Origin of the sequence: Clostridium sp. K13 (assembly GCF_019734195.1) — a bacterium.
Classification (GTDB): Bacteria; Bacillota; Clostridia; order Clostridiales; family Clostridiaceae; genus Clostridium.
The window spans coordinates 71,598-91,746 of the sequence record NZ_JAASHM010000008.1; the positions used below are offsets into that span (position 1 = coordinate 71,598).

Here is a 20,149-nt window from a genome sequence, read left to right on the forward strand (position 1 = left end):
TTTTTAACATAGATTTAATATAACTTTTTCTATGTATATACTTCATGTTAATTAAACCCATTTATTCCTTTATCTTTTTATTTAATTAAATGTATAAAAAAAAGCCTTGGAATAAACATTCCAAAGCTTTTGATACGTCTTTGCTTGAAAAACACAAACTATCTCTTTGAGAATTGAGATGCTTTTCTTGCTTTCTTAAGACCGTATTTCTTTCTTTCTTTCATTCTTGAGTCTCTAGTTACGAAACCAGCTTTCTTTAATTCTGATTTTAAGTTTTCATCAGATTTAATTAAAGCTCTTGTTATTCCGTGTCTGATAGCTCCAGCTTGACCTGTGAATCCACCACCGTGAACGTTAACTAATACATCAAACTTATCCTTAGTTCCAGTTAAAACTAATGGTTGGTTAACTATCATTCTTAAAGTTTCTAAACCGAAGAAAGTTTCGATTTCTCTATTATTGATAACAACTTTACCATTTCCTGGTACAAGTCTAACTCTTGCAACTGATTTTTTTCTTCTTCCAGTACCCATGTATTGAACTTTTGCCATTTTTTATTCCTCCTCCCGAGCCTGTATTAGTACTTTAATTCAAGTACTTCTGGTTGTTGAGCTGCATGTTCGTGCTCAGCACCTTGGTATACTTTTAACTTCTTAAGCATTTTTCTTCCTAATACTCCTGTTGGAAGCATTCTTCTAACAGCTTCTTCGAAAGCGAACTCAGGTTTCTTAGCTAATACTTCTCTATATGGAGTTTCTTTTAATCCACCTGGATATAAGCTGTGCTTTCTCATCATTTTTTGATCTAACTTCTTACCAGTTAAAACAACTTTTTCAGCATTGATAACTATTACGAAATCTCCGCAGTCAACATTTGGTGTAAATGTTGGCTTATTCTTTCCTCTTAATATTGAAGCAACTTGGCTAGCAACTCTTCCTAGTGGCTTACCAGCAGCATCAACAACATACCATTTTCTTTCAACTTCTTGTGATTTTGCAATGTATGATTTCATGTTTTTCCCTCCCTGAACTTACATTTATCGTTATACTCTAATGTATAACATTTATGTCAAGACCTCGGGGCTCGTGGTCTTTCGTACATAAATTATTCTAACAAACAAAATAAATTATAATACACGCTTACGGGCGTGTCAACAATTTTTCATAAATTTTTTTTAATAATATACTTCTTTTAAGATTAATCCATTAGGTGGAACGCAATCTCCTGCTAATGTTCTATCCTTTTTGTTTATTATATCTACTATTGATGTGGCTGGAGTCTTTCCTCTGCCAACATTTATTAAGGTCCCAACTATTATTCTAACCATATTATATAAAAAACCATCACCACTTACAGAAATTTTTATAATTTTTTCTGTTTTTTCTACTTTTACATCAAAAATAGTCCTTATAGTTCCTTTTACAGAACTTCCTTGGGTTCTAAAGGCAGCAAAGTCATGAGTTCCAATAAATTGCTTTGCGCCTTCCTTCATAGCTTCTATATCTAAGTCATATTTATAATGATATACTTGATTTCTAATTAATGCTGAAGGTACTTGATCATTTAATATGTAATATTCATATGTCTTTCCCTTTGCACAATATCTTGCATGAAAATCATCTTCTACCTTCTCTGATTTAATTACAACTATATCATTAGGTAATTTAACGTTTAGTGCCTCTCTAAACCTTTCTGGAGGCACCTTACTATTTGTTTTAAAATTGGCAACAAAACCTTTCGCATGAACTCCTGCATCGGTTCTAGAGCTTCCTGTTACTTCACAAGCTTCCTTTGTAACAATAAAGATAGCCTCTTCTAGCTGTCCTTGTATTGTTTTCATTTCCTTTTGTTTCTGCCAACCATAATATTCAGTTCCATCGTATTCTAATGTCAATTTTATATTGTTCAAATTATCACCTTTTTAATTTTAATTATTATATTGCAAATCTAACTATAAGCGTACTTGCAAATAATAGTGCAAAAACTCCAAATGCAACAAAATCCTTAGAGGTAAACTTTAAAACTTTCATTCTAGTTCTACCTGCTCCCCCTCTATAACATCTTGCTTCCATAGCCATAGCAAGCTCATCAGCTCTTCTAAATGAACTAATAAATAATGGTACTAATAAAGGTATTAAACTCTTTGCTTTTTGAACTAATCCGCCACTTTCAAAATCAGCACCTCTAGCTTTTTGTGCTTTCATTATCTTATCAGTCTCATCAATAAGTGTAGGTATAAATCTTAACGCTATTGTCATCATCATAGCTAATTCATGTGCTATTTCCTTACCAATAGGTTTTAATAGTCTTTCTATACCATCCGTTAGTTCAATAGGAGATGTAGTTAATGTTAAAACTGACGTCCCCATTATAAGAAGTATTAATCTTATTGCCATAAAAAATGCAGTTCTTATTCCCGATTCATAAATTTTAATAAATCCAAGTTCAAAAATTAATCTTCCATCTCTAAGCATAAAAATATTTAATATAGCTGTTAATGCTATTAAAAGGAATACAGGCTTTAATCCTTTATAAAGATATCTTGGAGATATCTTAGCAACATAAACTACTAAAGCTAAAAATGCTACAACAAATATATATCCAACAAACTTATTAACAATAAACAAACTTATTATAAATAAAAATGAAATCAATATTTTAGTTCTTGGATCTAGTTTATGTATAAAAGATTCACCTGGTATATATTGACCTATAGTTATATCTTTAATCATTTTAAACTTCTCTCTTTCACATATTTTTAATAAACAAAATTATATTTATATTTCTACTATTTCTTTAATAACACACTTAGGATTTCTTTATACCCTTGTTCAACAGTAAATATTTCATCAGAAACATTAAATCCCTTTTCCCTTAAAGCTCTCATTAAATAAGTTACTTGTGGAACTGCTAAACCTATATTTTCTAATACTTCGACTTCTCTAAATACTTCTGAAGGTTTACCCATTAATGCTATTTTTCCTTTATTCATTACAACTATTCTTTCAGCAAGTTTCCCAACATCCTCCATGCTATGACTTACTAAAACAATTGTCATTTTATACTCTTGATGAAGAATTCTTATCTGTTCTAGAATATCATCTCTTCCCTTAGGATCTAAACCTGCTGTAGGTTCATCTAATATTAAAACCTTTGGTTCCATAGCAATAACACCTGCTATAGCAACCCTTCTCTTTTGGCCTCCACTTAAGTCAAATGGTGAAATATCTTTATAGGTTTCATAATCTAGCCCAACCATCTCCATTGACTTTTTTACTCTCTTTGAAACTTCATCTTGAGTTAAACCTAAGTTATTAGGTCCAAATGCTATATCTTTTTCTATAGTTTCTTCAAATAACTGATATTCCGGATATTGAAAAACTAATCCTATTTTCTTTCTTATATCAGTAAGCTTTGTTTCTTTATTAGTAATATCAATATCATCAACTAATATTTTACCTGAACTTGGTTCTAATAAACCATTTAAATGTTGTATAAGCGTTGATTTTCCTGATCCAGTATGACCTATTAAAGCTAAAAATTCTCCATCTTCAATAACTAAGCTTACATCATCTAAAGCCTTTTTTTCAAATGGAGTTTTAGGCATATATACATGTGTTAAATTCTCTATTTTAATTGACATAATGCACTCACCATCTCATTCACATTTAAAATTTTAGTATCTATATTTATTCCAGCCTTTCTAAGCTCATAACATATTTCTGTTACTTGTGGAACATCTAATCCAATTTTTTTCATAGTTTCAACATGTGAAAAAACATCACGTGGAATACCTTCAATTATAACTTTTCCTTTATCCATTACTACAACCCTATCAGCTTCTGCTGCTTCATCCATATAATGAGTTATTAAGATTATAGTTATTCCGTGTTTTTTATTTAATTCTTTAATATTATTAATTACTTCTTTTCTTCCTGATGGATCAAGCATTGCTGTTGGTTCATCAAAAATTATACATTTAGGCTGCATTGCTAGTATTCCAGCAATAGCAATTCTTTGTTTTTGCCCACCAGATAATAAATGAGGTGCATGCCTTTTATACTCACTCATACCAACCTTTTCTAATGCATCATCAACTCTTTGTCTAATCTCTTGTGGTGGAACACCTAAATTTTCTGGACCAAATGCTACATCTTCTTCTACTATAGTAGCTACTAATTGATTATCTGGATTTTGAAATACCATTCCCGCAGTAGATCTTATATCCCATATATTCTTTTCATTACATGTATCTAATCCATTAACGATAACTGTACCTTCAGTAGGTGTTAATAATGCATTCATATGCTTTGCTACTGTTGATTTTCCTGATCCGTTATGACCTAATATTACTAAAAATTCACCATTGCTAACTTCTAAATTTAATCCATCTATAGCTATCTTTTCTATTCCTTCTTCAACTGTAGAATATTTAAATACTACATTTTTACACTCTATCATTTTCTCCATTTATATCCCTCCTTTAGTAACATATTAAATATAACTAAGTTATATAAATTTTGATATAAATTTCCATAACTTAATTATATATAAGCATCAATTAATTACAAGTATTTCATATAAGTTATTATTTATTATAATTTTCAACATAATATAATAAAAATAAATAATATGTTTTTATATACAAAAATGGGGATTAAGTTAAACTTAATCCCCCGAGTGAAATTATACTAATTCAAGTATAACAACTTCAGCTCCGTCTCCTCTTCTAGGACCTTTTTTGATCATTCTAGTGTATCCGCCGTTTCTTTCAGCGTACTTTGGAGCGATTTCATCAAATAATGTCTTAACTACTTCTTCTTCTAAAACGTAAGCTAAAACTTGTCTTCTAGCATGAAGATCTCCTCTTTTTGCAAGAGTGATCATCTTTTCAGCTATAGATCTAGCTTCTTTAGCTCTAGTTTCAGTAGTTTCAATTCTACCATGCTTTAAGAAGCTAGTAACTAGACTTCTTAACATAGCTCTTCTTTGGTCTGTAGAAAGACCTAACTTACGATAACCTGCCATGGATTTACCTCCCTACTCGTCGCTTAGTTTTAAGGCTAAACCTAATTCCTTAAGCTTTCTTTCAACTTCTTCTAAGGATTTCTTTCCTAGATTTCTTACCTTCATCATGTCATCCATTGATTTACCAGCAAGTTCTTGAACTGTATTGATTCCAGCTCTCTTTAAACAGTTATAAGATCTAACTGAAAGGTCTAGTTCTTCAACAGTCATTTCTAGTACTTTTTCCTTTTTATCTTCTTCTTTTTCAATCATAATTTCAACATCATTAGTCGCAACGCCTAATGACATGAATAATTTGAAGTGCTCTATTAAAATCTTAGCAGATAAGCTTATTGCTTCATCTATTTTAATAGTTCCATTAGTCCAAATTTCAAGTGTTAATTTGTCATAATCAGTGATTTGACCAACTCTTGTATTGTCAACAGTAAAGTTAACTCTCTTAACTGGAGTGTATATAGAATCAATAGCTATTGCTGAAAGTGGTAATGAATCACTCTTATTTTTATTTTGAGTAACATATCCTCTTCCTCTATTAACTGTTAATTCCATGTATAGTCTTCCATTTTCATCAAGAGTTGCTATGTGTAAATCTTTGTTTACAACTTCAACATTTCCATCTGTTTTAATGTCTGCACCTGTAACAACTCCAGGTCCTTTAGCATCTATATATATAGTTTGTGGACCTTCGCCTTCCATTGTAAGTGCTAAACATTTAATGTTAAGAATTAATTCAGTAACATCTTCTTTAACACCTTGTACAGTTGAGAATTCATGAAGCACTCCATCAATCTTAATTGATGTAGTAGCTACACCTGGAAGTGATGATAAAAGAATTCTTCTCATCGCATTTCCAAGTGTAATACCATATCCTCTTTCTAATGGCTCAACTACATATTTACCATATGTACCATCTTCATTTGATTCTATACATTCAATTATTGGCTTTTCTATTTCTAACATGTACAAACCCTCCTTGTATATAAAATGGCAACCTTATTACGAGGGCAACTGATTCCATTTAATATTTTAATATAATATCTTAATATTAAAAATATTAATTTATTATTTGCTGTATAATTCGACAATTAGAGTTTCGTTAACTGGTACGTCAATATCTTCTCTAGTTGGAACAGCAACTACTTTACCTTCATAGTTTTCAACGTTAGCTTCTAACCATTTTGGTAATGTCTTTGGATTTTCTACGAAAGTCTTGAACTTTTCAGTTCCTCTGCTCTTTTCGCAAACAGATATTACATCGTTAACTGATACTCTGTATGATGGAATATCAACTTTCTTACCATTTACTAAGAAATGTCCATGAGTAACTAATTGTCTAGCTTCGCTTCTTGAAGCACCGTATCCTAATCTATACGCAACGTTATCTAATCTCATTTCTAGTAACATTAATAAGTTTTCACCAGTGATTCCCTTCATGTGATCAGCCTTTTCATAGTAAGTTCTGAATTGACCTTCTAAAACACCGTATATTCTTCTAGCTTTTTGCTTTTCTCTTAATTGTACTCCGTAGTTAGATAACTTTTTCTTAGCTGCTCCATGTTGTCCTGGTGCATAGCTTCTTCTTACGAAAGCACATTTATCTGTATAACATCTATCTCCCTTAAGGAATAGCTTTTGACCTTCTCTTCTACATAATCTACATGTAGCTCCAGTATATCTTGCCATTCGTTACACCTCCTGTTGAATTTAAATATAATTAGACTCTTCTTCTCTTCGGTGGTCTACATCCGTTGTGTGGAATTGGAGTAACGTCTTTAATTAGAGTTACTTCTAAACCTGCAGCTTGTAATGATCTTATAGCTGCTTCTCTACCAGCACCTGGTCCTTTAACGTATACTTCTATACTCTTTAAACCGTGTTCCATAGCTGCTTTAGCTGCAGTTTCTGCTGCCATTTGAGATGCAAATGGTGTGCTCTTTCTTGAACCTCTGAAACCTAAAGCTCCAGCACTTGACCATGATAAAGCATTTCCAGCCGCATCAGTTAAAGTAACTATTGAGTTATTGAAAGTTGATTGGATATGTGCAGCACCATGCTCAACATTCTTTCTTTCTTTTCTTCTTCTAGTAGTCTTTTTGACTTTTTGAGCCATCGAAATCCCTCCTCACTACTTCTTCTTATTTGCGATAGTCTTCTTAGGACCTTTTCTAGTTCTAGCGTTAGTCTTAGTTTTTTGTCCTCTAACTGGAAGACCTTTTCTATGTCTTATTCCTCTGTAACAACCTATTTCAACTAATCTCTTAATGTTTAAAGCAACATCTCTTCTTAAGTCACCTTCAACCATTAAGTTCTTGTTTACATAGTTTCTGATTTCATTTACTTCATCCTCAGTAAGATCCTTAATTCTAGTATCTGGGTTAATTCCAGTAGTAGCTAATATCTTTTGAGAAGTAGATAAACCAACTCCGTATATATATGTTAGACCTATTTCAACTCTTTTTTCCTTTGGTAGGTCAACTCCTGCTATTCTTGCCATTGAACTTACACCTCCTGTTTATTGAAATGCAATTTTTTATTTTTGCTTTTGGTAAATTTATATTAAAATCTTAGGTCGATAGGTAAAAAAACCTATCGTCAGCCGTACCTAAAATTAATAAGCTGATTTAAACGCCTATATAATAATATTGAACTTTCAAAAAAAAGTCAACATATTAATATTTGTAAATTATTCTGCCTAATATTTAATTATATTAGCCTTGTTTTTGCTTGTGCTTAGGATTTTCACAGATTACCATTACTCTTCCTTTTCTTCTTATAATCTTGCACTTTTCGCAAATAGGCTTAACTGATGGTCTTACTTTCATCGCTAACCCTCCTTGTGTAATTTATGGTAAACTTTTTACCTTATTTTGCTCTCCAAGTAATTCTTCCTCTTGTTAGGTCATATGGAGAAAGTTCTATAGTAACCTTATCTCCAGGTAGAATTCTTATGAAGTTCATTCTTAATTTTCCTGATATGTGAGCTAAAATTCTATGACCACTTTCTAACTCAACTTGAAACATTGCATTTGGTAAAGCCTCTAAGACTACACCTTGCATTTCTATTACATCATCTTTTGACATAAGGTAATCAACCCTCCTTAACAATGCCTTTTAGTTTTAGAAATCTTTTAATTTTTAAATCAGTACCTTTATCCTTTAATATAAGTGATGCTTTAATCTCATCATCTACATTTTCTAAAACAATAAAATGTTTTATGTTTTTCTTCTTAGGCATCTGAATTGTCTTATTACTTCCATTAATTAGAAGGTAATAATCATCATTCACTTTATCAACAATAACGTAATAATGATCCTTATCTCTTCCGCATTTTGAAAGAACAATTTTCCCAATTAAGTCATTGTCTTGCAAATTTCTTTCACCTCGATGATTACCTTAGTCATAAATCTACAAGCCACCTTTTGGTATCATGCGAATTTATAACTAAGCAACACTTATTTAATCAGTGTTAATATCTCTGGTCCATCTGGTAAAATTACAACAGTGTTTTCATAGTGAGCCGAAAGGCTCTTATCTGCTGAGACTACTGTCCAATCATCACCTAAAGTAGCTACTCTATATGTTCCCATATTAACCATAGGTTCTATAGCTAAAGTCATACCAGCAACTAATTTTGGACCTCGGCCTGGTCTTCCGAAGTTAGGAATTTCCGGATCCTCATGGACACTTTTTCCTATCCCGTGACCTACGAAATCTCTTACAACTGAGAAACCTGAAGCCTCAACATAGCGTTGTATTTCATGTGAAATATCAGTTAGTTTATTTCCTACTTTAGCAAACTCCAAACCTTTAAAGAAAGATTCTTCAGTAACTTTTATAAGTTTGTTTGCTTCTTCTGAAATATTACCTACAGCAAATGTTCTTGCTGCATCACCGTGAAACCCATTAATATGTGCACCACAGTCTACACTAATAATATCTCCCTCTTTTAATACATACCCTCCTGGTATTCCATGAACTACTTGCTCATTAACAGATATACATAGTGAAGCAGGAAATCCATAGAGCCCTTTAAATGAAGGTATTGCCCCATGCTTAGTTATAAATTCTTCTGCTATCCTATCTAATTCAGCAGTAGTTATCCCTGGTTTAACTTTTGTTTCAACAAGTAGTAGAGTTTCTGCTACTATTCTTCCTGCAATTCTCATTAGGTCGATTTCTTTATCATTTTTGATAATAATCATTAGTTTGCACTCCCTAAAATATTACAGATACCTTCGAATACTTCATTAATAGCTTTTGTTCCATCTACTGTGGAAAGTAAGTTTTTCTCTTTATAAAAATCAATCAGTGGTTGTGTTTGTCTTTCATAGACATCTAGTCTCTCTTTTACTGTTTCTTCAACATCATCTTTTCTTTGGATAATGTTATCACCACACACATCACAAACTCCATCAACAGTTGGTGGATTAAATTTGATATGATAACTAGCTCCACATGATAAACAAACTCTTCTTCCTGTCATTCTTTCAAGTATGAAACTGCTAGGTACTTCGATACATAAAGCTGTATCTAAGTTTTCATTTCTTGAATCTAAAAACTCTTGTAGAGCTTCTGCTTGAGCAACAGTTCTTGGGAATCCATCTAATAGATAACCATTTTTACAGTCTTCCCATGTTAATCTATCTTTAACCATATTTATAGTTACTTCATCTGGTACTAATTGACCATTATCAATATATTGCTTAGCTTCTATTCCTAAAGGGGTTTCTTCTGAAATATTCTTTCTAAAGATATCCCCAGTAGAAATATGTGGTATAGAGTATCTATTACTAATTGATTTTGCCTGTGTTCCTTTTCCAGCCCCAGGAGGACCTAATAATACTATCTTCACGGGCATCATCTCCATTATAAAATCTATTTTAAGAATCCTTGGTAGTGTCTCATAACTAATTGTGAATCTAATTGTCTAGAGAAATCTAAACCAACTCCAATTAAAATTAATAGTGACGTTCCACCAAATTGAATTCCACTTAAATCTGTATAATTACTAATTAATATTGGAGTAACAGCAAGTAACGCTGCAAATAATCCCCCGATTAGAGATACTTTTGTAAGTACCCTTTCAAAATACTTCTCTGTAGCTTCACCTGGTCTTACACCTGGTACAAAACCTGCAGACTTATGAAGATTTTCAGCCATTTCATCTGGTTTAAATGTTATTTGAGTATAGAACCAAGTAAAGAATACTGTTAATACTGCATAACAAAGTGGATACATCCAAGTAGTTTTATTAAAAATACTATATGGACTTGTTAGTATCCATTGAGACCATCCCTTAGTTGGGAAGAAATTTGCTATTGTTTCAGGGAACATCATTACAGACATTGCAAATATTATTGCAATAACTGCTGATCCTATTAAACTTAATGGTATATGAGTAGATTGACCTTTCATAACCTTAGCTCCTACAGCCTTACCAGCATATTGGATTGGCACCCTTCTCTCTGCTAATGAGAAGTAAATTGTAATTGCTAATAGTGCTAATGCACCAATTAAGAATAATGCTATTTCTATTATAGAAATTTCACCTGCGTCTTTTAATGTAAATAATGACATTAAAGTTGTAGGTAATTGAGATACTATATTAACGAATATTAATATTGAAACCCCATTTCCAAATCCTTTTTGAGTTATTTGGTCACCAAGCCACATACAGAAAGTAGATCCTACTACTAATGAAATTAGTACTACAGCTTTTTGAGCTGCTCCTAATCCTGTTGCTGCACCTTGTGCTGCAATCATTGAGTAAATTCCTATTGCTAATACAAATCCTATTGCTATAGAAGCGTATCTTGTAATAGATTGAATTTTCTTTCTACCTTCTTCTCCTTCTTTAGAAAGTTGTTCTAAAGATGGAATTGCAATTGTTAATAATTGCATTATGATTGATGCATTAATATAAGGTGAAACACTTAATGCAAATATACTAAATTTACTTAAAGCGCCTCCTGATATTAAGTTATAAAACCCAAGTAACCCACCAGAGTTAGTCATTGAGCTTAAATAGCTAGTATCAATTCCAGGAACTGGAATATGTATTCCTATCCTGAAAATTGCTACTAAAAATATCGTCCATAAAAATCTTTTTCTTAGTTCCGGAACCTTCCAGGCATTACGTAGGGTTGATAGCATATTACATCACCTCAACTTTTCCTCCAGCTGCTTCTATCTTCTCAGCCGCTGACTTAGACATTTTACATCCTTGTACAGTTAGGCTCTTTTCTAATGTTCCGTTTCCTAATATCTTAACTCCGTCTAATACTTTAGATATTACTCTTGTTTCAAGTAATAATTCTGGAGTTACTACTGTGCCGTTTTCGAATATGTTTAATCTATCAACATTGATAGAAACAATTTTCTTAGCGAAGATATTAGTGAATCCTCTCTTAGGAAGTCTTCTGTATAATGGCATTTGACCACCTTCAAATCCTGGTCTAACTCCACCGCCTGATCTAGCGTTTTGTCCTTTTTCACCTTTACCAGCGTTTCTTCCTAAACCTGAACCAGTACCTCTACCAACTCTCTTAGGAGCTTTTTTGCTACCAGCTGCTGGCTTTAATTCATGAAGTTTCATATCTTAGTGCACCTCCTCTTTATTATACTTCTTCTACTTTTAATAAGTAGTCAACTTTGTTGATCATACCTCTGATTTGAGGAGTATCCTCATGCTCTACAGTTTTATTAATCTTTCTTAGACCAAGAGCATTTGCAGTAGCGATATGGTCTTTCTTTCTGCCTATTAAGCTTTTAACTAAAGTAACCTTTATCTTTGCCATTGCGTATACCTCCTAACCTAATATTTCTTCTACAGTTTTGCCTCTTAACTTAGCTATATCTTCAGCTGTTCTTAAGCTTGCTAAACCGTTAATTGTAGCATTTACCATGTTTCTTGGATTGTTTGAACCTAAAGACTTAGCTCTAACGTCCTTTAATCCTGCTAATTCTAGGACAGCTCTTGCTGGACCTCCAGCGATAACTCCTGTACCTTCTTTAGCTGGCATGATTAAAACTTTACCAGTTCCAAACTTACCATATATTTCGTGAGGAACTGTTGTTCCAACTATAGCAACGCTAACCATGTTTTTCTTAGCGTCTTCGATACCTTTTTTAATTGCTTCTGGGATTTCGATTGACTTACCCATTCCCACGCCTACGTGTCCGTTCTCATCACCAACAACCACTAATGCGCTGAATCTGAAGTTTCTACCACCCTTAACAACCTTAGTAACTCTGTTTATAAAAACAACCTTTTCCTTAAGGTCTAGTGTGCTAGGATCGATTCTCATTGATTTCCCTCCTTGTTTGATTAGAATTTTAAGCCTGCTTCTCTAGCGCTTTCTGCTAATGTTTGAACTCTTCCGTGATATACGTATCCACCTCTGTCGAATACAACTTCAGTAATACCTTTATCTAAAGCTCTCTTAGCAACTAGTTCACCAACTAATTTAGCAGCTTCTTTGTTTCCGCCTACTTTAACGTCAACATCTTTATCTAATGTTGAAGCAGATACTAAAGTAACAGCATTTATATCATCTATTATTTGAGCATATATATTCTTTTCACTTCTATATACTGAAAGTCTTGGTCTTTCAGGAGTACCAGAAACTTTCTTACGTACTCTAAGGTGACGTTTTGCTCTACTTGCTTTTTTGTCTGCCTTCTTGAACATAAGGTTCACTCCTTCCTAATTATTTCTTACCAGTTTTACCTTCTTTACGTCTGATAACTTCGCCTTCGAACTTAATTCCTTTACCCTTATATGGTTCAGGTTTTCTCCACTTTCTGATATCAGCAGCAGCAGCACCAACCAATTGCTTATCGATTCCTGATATAACTACCTTTGTAGCTGCTGGAGTTTCGAAAGTAATTCCTTCAGCTGGTTCTATTTCAACTGGGTGTGAATATCCTAAGTTCATTACAAGTTTCTTTCCTTGTAATTGAGCTCTATAACCAACACCGATTAATTCTAGAGTCTTTTGGTATCCCTTTTCAACTCCTATGATCATGTTGTTGATTAATGCTCTAGTTAAACCGTGAAGAGCTCTATGCTCTTTAACGTCACTAGGTCTTGTAACAACAACTTGGTTGTCTTCAACTACTATATTCATGTCTTTGTCCATAGCCTTAACTAATTGCCCTTTAGGTCCTTTTACAGTAACAACGTTATCTTCAGCAACTGTCACTGTAACACCAGCAGGGATAGCTATTGGTAATCTACCTACTCTTGACATAACCGCACCTCCTGTATTACTTGTTAGATCTATATGTTAATCTAGTTAATTTTCAAAATTAGTTACTACCAAACGTAGCAAACAACTTCTCCACCTAAGCCTAATTTTCTAGCTTCTCTGTCTACAACTATACCTTTTGAAGTTGAAATTACAGCGATTCCTAATCCATTAAGAACTCTTGGAACTTCATCTTTCTTACAGTATACTCTTAAACCTGGCTTTGATATTCTCTTAATTCCAGTTATAACTCTTTCTTTGTTAGAACCGTACTTAAGTGATAATCTCATCATTGGAACAACACCGTCATTATATTCTTCAATATTCTTGATGTATCCCTCTTGTAATAATATATTTGCAACAGCCTTCTTTACGTTTGAAGAAGGAACTTCTACTACTTCGTGTCTTACAGCATTCGCATTTCTAATACGAGTTAGTAAATCTGCGATAGGATCTGTCATAACCATTTAATTTGCCTCCTTTCAGTCGTTAGGTTTACCAGCTTGCCTTCTTACAACCAGGAATTTCACCTTTGTAAGCAAGTTCTCTAAAGCATATACGGCAAATACCAAACTTTCTTAATACTGCATGTGGTCTTCCACATATTCTGCATCTTGTATAAGCTCTTGTTTTATATTTAGGAGCTTTGCTCCACTTTTCAATAATAGCTTTACGTGCCACAGTTTTCCCTCCTTATTATTGAGCGAATGGCATTCCAAGGAATCTTAATAATTCTCTTGCTTCTTCGTCAGTCTTTGCAGTTGTAACGAAGATAATATCCATTCCTCTAACCTTATCGATTTTATCGTATTCTACTTCTGGGAATATTAATTGTTCTTTAATTCCTAAAGAATAATTTCCTCTTCCATCAAAAGCTCTATCAGAAACTCCTCTGAAGTCTCTAACTCTTGGAAGAGCTATTGACATTAGCTTATCAGCAAATTCAAACATCTTTGCTCCTCTTAATGTAACTTTACATCCTAATGCCATGTTTTCTCTGATCTTAAAGTTAGCAACTGATTTCTTTGCTCTAGTTAAGATTGGTTTTTGTCCTGAGATAAGTTGTAAGTCAGCAACCGCAGATTCTAAAACCTTTTGGTTATCTTTAGCTTCTCCAACTCCCATATTTATAACGATTTTTTCAAGCTTTGGAACTTCCATGATGTTTTTGTATCCGAACTTTTCTGTCATAGCTTGAATTACTTCATTTGTATACTTCTCTTGAAGTCTTGGTGTCATAATTAGTACCTCCTTTCAGATTTTAGAATGTTTCTCCACACTTCTTACAAACTCTAACCTTAGTACCATCTTCTAAGATTTTACTGCTAATTCTTGTAGCATTTTTGCATTTTGTGCAGTATAACATAACTTTTGAGCTATATATAGCTCCTTCTTTTTCTATTATTCCACCTTGAGCATTTGCTCTAGTTGGCTTTTGGTGTTTCTTTACTATGTTAACTCCTTGAACAAGAACCTTTCCTGTTTTTGGATATACTTTTAAAACTTCACCAGTTTTTCCAGCATCTTTACCAGAAATAACTACTACTGTGTCGTTCTTTTTAACGTGTAACTTCAAATTAGCCACCTCCTCTATTATAGAACTTCTGGTGCTAATGATAATATTTTGTTAAATTCTTTATCTCTTAGCTCCCTAGCAACTGGTCCGAAGATACGAGTTCCTCTTGGTTGCTTATCATCTTTTATTATAACAGCAGCGTTCTCATCAAATTTGATGTATGAACCGTCAGCTCTTCTTAATCCTCTTACTGATCTAACAATAACAGCTTTTACAACGTCACCTTTTTTAACAACTCCGCCTGGTGTTGCACTTTTAACGCTAGCTACTATTATATCTCCAATGTTACCGAACTTTCTCTTTGATCCGCCTAAAACTCTGATACACATAATTTCTTTAGCACCTGAGTTATCTGCTACCTTTAATAAGGTTTGTTGTTGTATCATTGAAATTTACCCTCCTTTCAGTCCTAAAAAGCTTATTTAGCTCTTTCAACTATTTCAACAAGTCTCCATCTCTTATCTTTAGATAATGGTCTAGTTTCCATTATTAATACTCTATCATTCATGTTAGCTTCATTATTTTCATCATGAGCTTTGAATTTAGTAGTTCTATTCATAGTTTTTCCGTATAGTGGATGTCTTACCTTAGTTTCAACAGCAACTACGATAGTCTTATCCATTTTATCAGAAACAACTCTACCGATTTTCTTCTTTCTTAATCCTCTTTCCATTAGGGGCTACCTCCTTCCAGATTTACTGTTCAAATGCCCTGATCTCTTCTTCTCTAATGATGGTTTTGATTTGGGCTATAGATTTCTTTACTTCTCTTATTCTCATAGGATTTTCTAATTGTCCTGTAGCTAATTGGAATCTTAAGTTGAATAATTCAGCTTTTAATTCTCCTAGCTTAGCAACTAAATCTTGAGGATTATTTGCTCTTAAATCTTTTAATTCTCTAGCCTTCATTATTCTTCACCACCCATTTCCTCAAAATCTCTTCTTGTAACGAATTTACACTTTACAGGAAGTTTGTGTGATGCAAGTCTCATTGCTTCTCTTGCAACTTCTTCGTTAACTCCTGATAATTCAAATAATACTCTACCAGGTTTAACTACAGCTACCCAATATTCTGGTGAACCTTTACCAGAACCCATTCTTGTTTCAGCTGGTTTTTCAGTAACTGGCTTATCTGGGAATACTTTTATCCAAAGTTTTCCTCCTCTTCTAATGTATCTGTTAATTGCTATTCTGGCAGATTCTATTTGGTTACTTGTTATCCATCCACAAGTTTGCGCTTGGATACCAAAATCTCCATATGCAAGGAAATTACCTCTAGTAGCTTTTCCTTTCATTCTACCACGTTGTACCTTACGATGCTTAACTCTTTTAGGCATTAACATGATTATATTCCTCCTTTCTTACGCGTTAACTTCTTCCTTCTTTTCAACTTTTTTAGTTGGAAGAACTTCTCCATTATAAACCCAAACTTTAACTCCGATTTTACCGTATGTTGTATCTGCTTCAGCAAATCCATAATCGATATCAGCTCTTAATGTTTGTAGTGGAATTGTTCCTTCGTGATATTGTTCAGTTCTAGCGATTTCAGCTCCGCCTAATCTTCCTGAACAAGCTGTTTTAACACCCTTAGCTCCTAATCTCATAGCTCTTTGGATGCTTTGTTTCATAGCTCTTCTGAAAGAAACTCTTTTTTCTAATTGAGCAGCAATGTTTTCAGCAACTAATTGAGCGTTTGCTTCAGCATTCTTAACTTCAACTATGTTTATTAAAATGTTCTTTCCGTTTACTAATTTAGCAACCTTAGCTTTTAAAGCTTCGATTCCTGCACCACCTTTACCGATAACAACACCTGGTTTAGCAGTATATATATTTAACTTAACTCTTTTAGCTGATCTTTCGATTTCAATCTTAGCGATCCCAGCTGAGAAAAGTTCTTTCTTTACGAATTCTCTTATTTTGTTATCTTCGATTAAGTTATCTGCAAATGTTCTCTTATCAGCATACCATTTTGCATCCCAACCTTTGATAACTCCAACTCTAAGTCCGTGAGGATGTACTTTTTGACCCACTTGTTTTTCCCTCCTTCTTACTAAGCTCTTTCTTTAACTACTACTGTTATATGACTTGTTCTCTTATTGATTCTGAACGCTTTACCGTGGTCCATTGGTCTGAATCTCTTTAAAGTTGGACCAGCACCTACGAATGTTTCAGCAACATATAAGTTTTCAACATTTAAGTCATGATTGTTCTCTGCATTTGCAACAGCTGATTTTAAAACTTTGTTTATAACAACTGCAGCATCTTTTGGAGTGTATTGTAATATAGCGAAAGCCTCGTTAACGTTTTTTCCTCTTATTAAATCAAGAACAACTCCTACTTTCATTGGAGACATTCTAACATATTTAGCTATAGCTCTAGCTTCCATTGGTGTTCCTCCTTTCCCAGATTACTTTCTTTTTCTTGATGCTTTTTCGTCGTAATCGTGTCCTCTGTATGTTCTAGTAAGTGCAAATTCTCCTAATTTGTGTCCTACCATATCTTCGCTCACATATACTGGAACGTGTTTTCTACCATCATGAACAGCGATTGTATGACCAATCATTTGTGGGAAAATTGTTGATGATCTTGACCAAGTCTTAACAACCTTATTTTCACCATTAGCATTCATTTCTTCTATCTTCTTTAAAAGTCCTTCGTGTACGAAAGGTCCCTTTTTTATTGATCTACTCACTATAATTTGCCTCCCTTCATAATCTCTAGGCCCAGTAAGCCTGAAGAGAATTAATTCTCTTCAATTACTTACTATTTCTTCTCTTTATTATGAATCTATCAGAATACTTCTTATTCTTTCTAGTCTTGTATCCAAGTGCTGGTTTACCCCATGGAGTAACTGGACTTGGTCTACCGATTGGTGATCTACCTTCACCACCACCATGAGGGTGATCGCAAGGGTTCATTACAGAACCTCTAACTGTAGGTCTCCATCCCATGTGTCTCTTTCTACCAGCTTTACCAATATTGATAATGTCGTTAGTAGTGTTAGAAACTGTACCGATTGTAGCTTTACATTCGATTCTTACATATCTCATTTCACCTGAAGGTAATCTTAATGTTGCATAGTTACCTTCTTTAGCCATTAATTGAGCTGAAGTACCTGCTGATCTAACCATTTGGCCACCTTTACCAGCTTGTAATTCTATATTATGAACAACTGTACCAACTGGCATATCTTTTAATGCTTTTGCATTACCAACTTTGATATCAGCTTCTGGTCCAGATACGATTGTATCTCCAACCTTTAATCCTACTGGTGCAATGATGTATCTCTTTTCACCATCAGCATATACTACTAAAGCAATGTATGCTGTTCTGTTTGGATCGTATTCTATAGTAGCAACTTTTGCTGGAATACCATCCTTATTTCTCTTGAAATCTATTATTCTATACTTTCTCTTAGCTCCACCACCGTGGTGTCTAACAGTTATTTTACCTTGTGCATTTCTACCACCAGTTTTCTTTAAAGAAACAAGAAGTGATTTCTCTGGGCTGTTTGTAGTTATTTCTTCAAAACTTGCCATTGTCATTTGTCTTCTTGATGGTGTAGTAGGTCTAAACTTTTTAACTGCCATGCTAATTCCCTCCTTCTTTAAGCTTATCTGGTATTTTTACCAATACTTCGCTTTGATATTATTGCATTCCTTCGAAGAATTCAATACCTTTGCTATCTTGAGCTAATGTGATTATAGCTTTCTTTTGGTCAGCTCTCTTACCAACATGTACGCCCATTCTCTTAGTTTTTCCCATAGTTCTTATTGTTTGAACTTTTTCAACTTTAACGCCGAAAACTTCTTCAACCGCTTTCTTTATTTGAACTTTGTTAGCGCTCATATGAACTATGAAAGTGTACTTCTTTTCTGCCATTGCAGCCATTGACTTTTCAGTTATAACTGGTTTTCTGATTATATCGTGGCTTGTTAACTTCATTATGCGTACACCTCCTCAATCTTTGATACAGCATCCTTAGTCATGATTACTTTTGAGTATTTTAATAAATCATAAACGTTGATGTTGTTAACTGGAAGTACTGCTACTCCTTCTATGTTTCTAGCTGATTTGTAAACTGTTTCGTTTGCTTCAGCAGTAACGATTAATGTCTTCTTAGCATTGAAAGCATTTAACATTTTAACAATTTCCTTAGTCTTAGGAGCTTCTAATGTTAAGCTATCTAATACTACCATTTCATCATTTTGAACTTTGCTAGTTAATGCTGATAACATAGCAACTCTTCTCATTGATTTTGGTATTGACATTCTGTAATCTCTTGGCTTTGGTGCGAATACAACTCCACCTTTGATCCATTGTGGTGCTCTGATTGATCCTTGTCTAGCTCTACCAGTTCCCTTTTGTCTCCAAGGCTTGATTCCGCCTCCTCTAACCTCAGCTCTAGTCTTAGCTGATTGAGTTCCTTGTCTCTTGTTAGCTAATAATGCAACAACTACTTGGTGCATAGCATCTGCATTCACTTCAACAGCGAATACTTTATCATTTAATTGAATATCTTCAATTTTATTTCCTTCTTTGTTAAATAATCCTACTGTAGGCATTCTGTCTCCTCCTTTCTAAAGAAATTAAGCTTTAACAGCGTTTCTTATTACAACTGTGCTCTTGTTAGCACCTGGGATACCACCCTTAACTAATATTAAGTTCTTTTCAGCTATTACTTTAACAACTTCTAAGTTTAATACTGTTGTGTTAACAGCTCCCATGTGTCCTGGCATGTTCTTGTTCTTGAATGTTCTTGATGGATCAGAAGAAGCTCCCATTGAACCTACTGCTCTGTGGAACTTAGAACCGTGTGACATTGGCCCTCTGTTAGCATTCCATCTCTTAATAACCCCTTGGAATCCCTTACCTTTAGAAACTCCAGAAACGTCAATTTTATCTCCAGCTGCAAATAAATCAGCTTTGATTTCTTGACCTACTTCGTAAGCGCTGCAATCTTCTAATCTGAACTCTTTTAATGTTCTTCTTAAAGATACTCCAGCCTTAGCAAAGTGTCCTTTTCTTGGCTTATTAACTAATTTTTCTCTTATTTCACCGAAACCAACTTGTATTGCTTCATAACCATCCTTTTCGATAGTCTTCTTTTGAACAACAACACATGGTCCAGCTTCTACTACAGTTACAGGAACTACCTTTCCATTTTCATCGAAAATTTGAGTCATTCCTATTTTCTTACCGATTATAGCTTTTTTCATGTATTTACACCTCCTAAACGTATTAGCGGATTGCCCTTGCAATCATAACCGTTCAAACTGTTTATTTAATAGTTAAG

37 protein-coding genes are annotated in these 20,149 nt (G+C 33.7%); all 37 read right to left on the bottom strand.

The window, feature by feature from the left end; translation table 11 throughout:
• Positions 1–158 precede the first annotated feature (158 nt).
• Complete coding sequence (gene rpsI / locus HCG76_RS06850; protein WP_195986974.1) at positions 159–551, bottom strand: 30S ribosomal protein S9; 393 nt, start codon at positions 549–551, stop codon at positions 159–161.
• Between the two features lie 26 nt (positions 552–577).
• On the bottom strand, positions 578–1,012 hold the full coding sequence (rplM, locus tag HCG76_RS06855) for a 50S ribosomal protein L13 (RefSeq protein ID WP_221699480.1): 435 nt from the start codon (positions 1,010–1,012) through the stop codon (positions 578–580).
• 162 nt (positions 1,013–1,174) lie between these two features.
• Positions 1,175–1,909 (bottom strand): tRNA pseudouridine(38-40) synthase TruA, encoded by a 735-nt coding sequence (gene truA / locus HCG76_RS06860; RefSeq protein ID WP_221699479.1) that lies wholly within the window; start codon positions 1,907–1,909, stop codon positions 1,175–1,177.
• 25 nt (positions 1,910–1,934) lie between these two features.
• A complete protein-coding gene (locus HCG76_RS06865) occupies positions 1,935–2,732 on the bottom strand; it encodes an energy-coupling factor transporter transmembrane component T family protein (RefSeq protein ID WP_221699478.1) in 798 nt (265 codons plus the stop codon).
• Positions 2,733–2,788: 56 nt separating this feature from the next.
• Positions 2,789–3,643 (bottom strand): energy-coupling factor transporter ATPase, encoded by an 855-nt coding sequence (locus HCG76_RS06870; RefSeq protein WP_221699477.1) that lies wholly within the window; start codon positions 3,641–3,643, stop codon positions 2,789–2,791.
• Positions 3,628–4,470, bottom strand: coding sequence for an energy-coupling factor transporter ATPase (locus tag HCG76_RS06875; RefSeq protein ID WP_221699476.1), 843 nt, complete (start codon positions 4,468–4,470; stop codon positions 3,628–3,630). The genes HCG76_RS06870 and HCG76_RS06875 overlap by 16 nt, the downstream gene beginning before the upstream one ends.
• 216 nt (positions 4,471–4,686) lie before the next feature.
• Positions 4,687–5,028, bottom strand: a complete 342-nt coding sequence (gene rplQ, locus HCG76_RS06880) for a 50S ribosomal protein L17 (RefSeq protein ID WP_195468557.1) — start codon at positions 5,026–5,028, stop codon at positions 4,687–4,689.
• 12 nt (positions 5,029–5,040) lie between these two features.
• Complete coding sequence (locus tag HCG76_RS06885) at positions 5,041–5,988, bottom strand: DNA-directed RNA polymerase subunit alpha (RefSeq protein ID WP_221699475.1); 948 nt, start codon at positions 5,986–5,988, stop codon at positions 5,041–5,043.
• A 102-nt stretch (positions 5,989–6,090) separates the two neighbouring features.
• Positions 6,091–6,711, bottom strand: coding sequence for a 30S ribosomal protein S4 (gene rpsD, locus HCG76_RS06890; RefSeq protein ID WP_221699474.1), 621 nt, complete (start codon positions 6,709–6,711; stop codon positions 6,091–6,093).
• A 31-nt stretch (positions 6,712–6,742) separates the two neighbouring features.
• Complete coding sequence (rpsK, locus tag HCG76_RS06895; RefSeq protein ID WP_005212098.1) at positions 6,743–7,138, bottom strand: 30S ribosomal protein S11; 396 nt, start codon at positions 7,136–7,138, stop codon at positions 6,743–6,745.
• 15 nt (positions 7,139–7,153) lie between these two features.
• A complete protein-coding gene (gene rpsM / locus HCG76_RS06900; protein ID WP_042401482.1) occupies positions 7,154–7,522 on the bottom strand; it encodes a 30S ribosomal protein S13 in 369 nt (122 codons plus the stop codon).
• Positions 7,523–7,736: 214 nt separating this feature from the next.
• Positions 7,737–7,850, bottom strand: a complete 114-nt coding sequence (gene rpmJ, locus HCG76_RS06905) for a 50S ribosomal protein L36 (RefSeq protein WP_003448032.1) — start codon at positions 7,848–7,850, stop codon at positions 7,737–7,739.
• Between the two features lie 40 nt (positions 7,851–7,890).
• On the bottom strand, positions 7,891–8,109 hold the full coding sequence (gene infA, locus HCG76_RS06910) for a translation initiation factor IF-1 (protein ID WP_221699473.1): 219 nt from the start codon (positions 8,107–8,109) through the stop codon (positions 7,891–7,893).
• A 7-nt stretch (positions 8,110–8,116) separates the two neighbouring features.
• Positions 8,117–8,398 (bottom strand): KOW domain-containing RNA-binding protein, encoded by a 282-nt coding sequence (locus HCG76_RS06915; RefSeq protein WP_221699472.1) that lies wholly within the window; start codon positions 8,396–8,398, stop codon positions 8,117–8,119.
• A gap of 83 nt (positions 8,399–8,481) precedes the next feature.
• Positions 8,482–9,231 carry a type I methionyl aminopeptidase gene (gene map / locus HCG76_RS06920; protein ID WP_221699471.1) on the bottom strand — a complete coding sequence of 250 codons (750 nt, stop codon included), beginning with the start codon at positions 9,229–9,231 and terminating at the stop codon, positions 8,482–8,484.
• A complete protein-coding gene (locus tag HCG76_RS06925; RefSeq protein ID WP_221699470.1) occupies positions 9,231–9,881 on the bottom strand; it encodes an adenylate kinase in 651 nt (216 codons plus the stop codon). Before HCG76_RS06925 ends, map begins: the two co-directional genes overlap by 1 nt.
• Positions 9,882–9,904: 23 nt before the next feature.
• Positions 9,905–11,182, bottom strand: a complete 1,278-nt coding sequence (gene secY / locus HCG76_RS06930; protein WP_221699469.1) for a preprotein translocase subunit SecY — start codon at positions 11,180–11,182, stop codon at positions 9,905–9,907.
• Between the two features lies 1 nt (position 11,183).
• Complete coding sequence (rplO, locus tag HCG76_RS06935; RefSeq protein ID WP_195986986.1) at positions 11,184–11,624, bottom strand: 50S ribosomal protein L15; 441 nt, start codon at positions 11,622–11,624, stop codon at positions 11,184–11,186.
• A 22-nt stretch (positions 11,625–11,646) separates the two neighbouring features.
• Positions 11,647–11,826, bottom strand: a complete 180-nt coding sequence (gene rpmD / locus HCG76_RS06940; RefSeq protein ID WP_005212077.1) for a 50S ribosomal protein L30 — start codon at positions 11,824–11,826, stop codon at positions 11,647–11,649.
• A 12-nt stretch (positions 11,827–11,838) separates the two neighbouring features.
• The gene (gene rpsE / locus HCG76_RS06945) at positions 11,839–12,336 is read right to left on the bottom strand and encodes a 30S ribosomal protein S5 (protein ID WP_032117040.1); all 498 of its coding nucleotides are present in this window, start codon (positions 12,334–12,336) and stop codon (positions 11,839–11,841) included.
• Between the two features lie 20 nt (positions 12,337–12,356).
• Positions 12,357–12,719, bottom strand: a complete 363-nt coding sequence (rplR, locus tag HCG76_RS06950) for a 50S ribosomal protein L18 (protein WP_005212073.1) — start codon at positions 12,717–12,719, stop codon at positions 12,357–12,359.
• Between the two features lie 19 nt (positions 12,720–12,738).
• On the bottom strand, positions 12,739–13,281 hold the full coding sequence (gene rplF, locus HCG76_RS06955; protein WP_221699468.1) for a 50S ribosomal protein L6: 543 nt from the start codon (positions 13,279–13,281) through the stop codon (positions 12,739–12,741).
• Between the two features lie 65 nt (positions 13,282–13,346).
• Positions 13,347–13,745 (bottom strand): 30S ribosomal protein S8, encoded by a 399-nt coding sequence (gene rpsH / locus HCG76_RS06960; protein ID WP_005212071.1) that lies wholly within the window; start codon positions 13,743–13,745, stop codon positions 13,347–13,349.
• Between the two features lie 28 nt (positions 13,746–13,773).
• A complete protein-coding gene (locus tag HCG76_RS06965) occupies positions 13,774–13,959 on the bottom strand; it encodes a type Z 30S ribosomal protein S14 (RefSeq protein WP_005212070.1) in 186 nt (61 codons plus the stop codon).
• 15 nt (positions 13,960–13,974) lie between these two features.
• On the bottom strand, positions 13,975–14,517 hold the full coding sequence (gene rplE / locus HCG76_RS06970; RefSeq protein WP_195986988.1) for a 50S ribosomal protein L5: 543 nt from the start codon (positions 14,515–14,517) through the stop codon (positions 13,975–13,977).
• 22 nt (positions 14,518–14,539) lie between these two features.
• A complete protein-coding gene (gene rplX, locus HCG76_RS06975; RefSeq protein WP_195468546.1) occupies positions 14,540–14,854 on the bottom strand; it encodes a 50S ribosomal protein L24 in 315 nt (104 codons plus the stop codon).
• A 17-nt stretch (positions 14,855–14,871) separates the two neighbouring features.
• Positions 14,872–15,240: a 50S ribosomal protein L14 gene (gene rplN, locus HCG76_RS06980; RefSeq protein WP_021876949.1), complete on the bottom strand. Its 369-nt coding sequence runs from the start codon at positions 15,238–15,240 to the stop codon at positions 14,872–14,874.
• Positions 15,241–15,272: 32 nt separating this feature from the next.
• Positions 15,273–15,527: a 30S ribosomal protein S17 gene (gene rpsQ, locus HCG76_RS06985; RefSeq protein ID WP_005212062.1), complete on the bottom strand. Its 255-nt coding sequence runs from the start codon at positions 15,525–15,527 to the stop codon at positions 15,273–15,275.
• Positions 15,528–15,549: 22 nt separating this feature from the next.
• Positions 15,550–15,762: a 50S ribosomal protein L29 gene (gene rpmC, locus HCG76_RS06990; RefSeq protein WP_005212060.1), complete on the bottom strand. Its 213-nt coding sequence runs from the start codon at positions 15,760–15,762 to the stop codon at positions 15,550–15,552.
• Positions 15,762–16,196 (bottom strand): 50S ribosomal protein L16, encoded by a 435-nt coding sequence (gene rplP, locus HCG76_RS06995; protein WP_040419026.1) that lies wholly within the window; start codon positions 16,194–16,196, stop codon positions 15,762–15,764. The genes rpmC and rplP overlap by 1 nt, the downstream gene beginning before the upstream one ends.
• A gap of 18 nt (positions 16,197–16,214) precedes the next feature.
• Positions 16,215–16,883 carry a 30S ribosomal protein S3 gene (gene rpsC / locus HCG76_RS07000; protein ID WP_221699467.1) on the bottom strand — a complete coding sequence of 223 codons (669 nt, stop codon included), beginning with the start codon at positions 16,881–16,883 and terminating at the stop codon, positions 16,215–16,217.
• Between the two features lie 20 nt (positions 16,884–16,903).
• Positions 16,904–17,239 carry a 50S ribosomal protein L22 gene (gene rplV, locus HCG76_RS07005; protein ID WP_005212053.1) on the bottom strand — a complete coding sequence of 112 codons (336 nt, stop codon included), beginning with the start codon at positions 17,237–17,239 and terminating at the stop codon, positions 16,904–16,906.
• A gap of 21 nt (positions 17,240–17,260) precedes the next feature.
• A complete protein-coding gene (gene rpsS, locus HCG76_RS07010; protein WP_005212052.1) occupies positions 17,261–17,545 on the bottom strand; it encodes a 30S ribosomal protein S19 in 285 nt (94 codons plus the stop codon).
• Positions 17,546–17,609: 64 nt separating this feature from the next.
• Entirely contained in the window at positions 17,610–18,443 is an 834-nt protein-coding gene (gene rplB, locus HCG76_RS07015; RefSeq protein WP_221699466.1) for a 50S ribosomal protein L2, read from the bottom strand.
• Positions 18,444–18,501: 58 nt separating this feature from the next.
• Positions 18,502–18,798: a 50S ribosomal protein L23 gene (gene rplW, locus HCG76_RS07020; RefSeq protein ID WP_133016289.1), complete on the bottom strand. Its 297-nt coding sequence runs from the start codon at positions 18,796–18,798 to the stop codon at positions 18,502–18,504.
• On the bottom strand, positions 18,798–19,418 hold the full coding sequence (gene rplD, locus HCG76_RS07025; RefSeq protein ID WP_133016290.1) for a 50S ribosomal protein L4: 621 nt from the start codon (positions 19,416–19,418) through the stop codon (positions 18,798–18,800). Before rplD ends, rplW begins: the two co-directional genes overlap by 1 nt.
• 24 nt (positions 19,419–19,442) lie before the next feature.
• Positions 19,443–20,072, bottom strand: coding sequence for a 50S ribosomal protein L3 (rplC, locus tag HCG76_RS07030; protein ID WP_195986993.1), 630 nt, complete (start codon positions 20,070–20,072; stop codon positions 19,443–19,445).
• Positions 20,073–20,149: the final 77 nt, after the last annotated feature.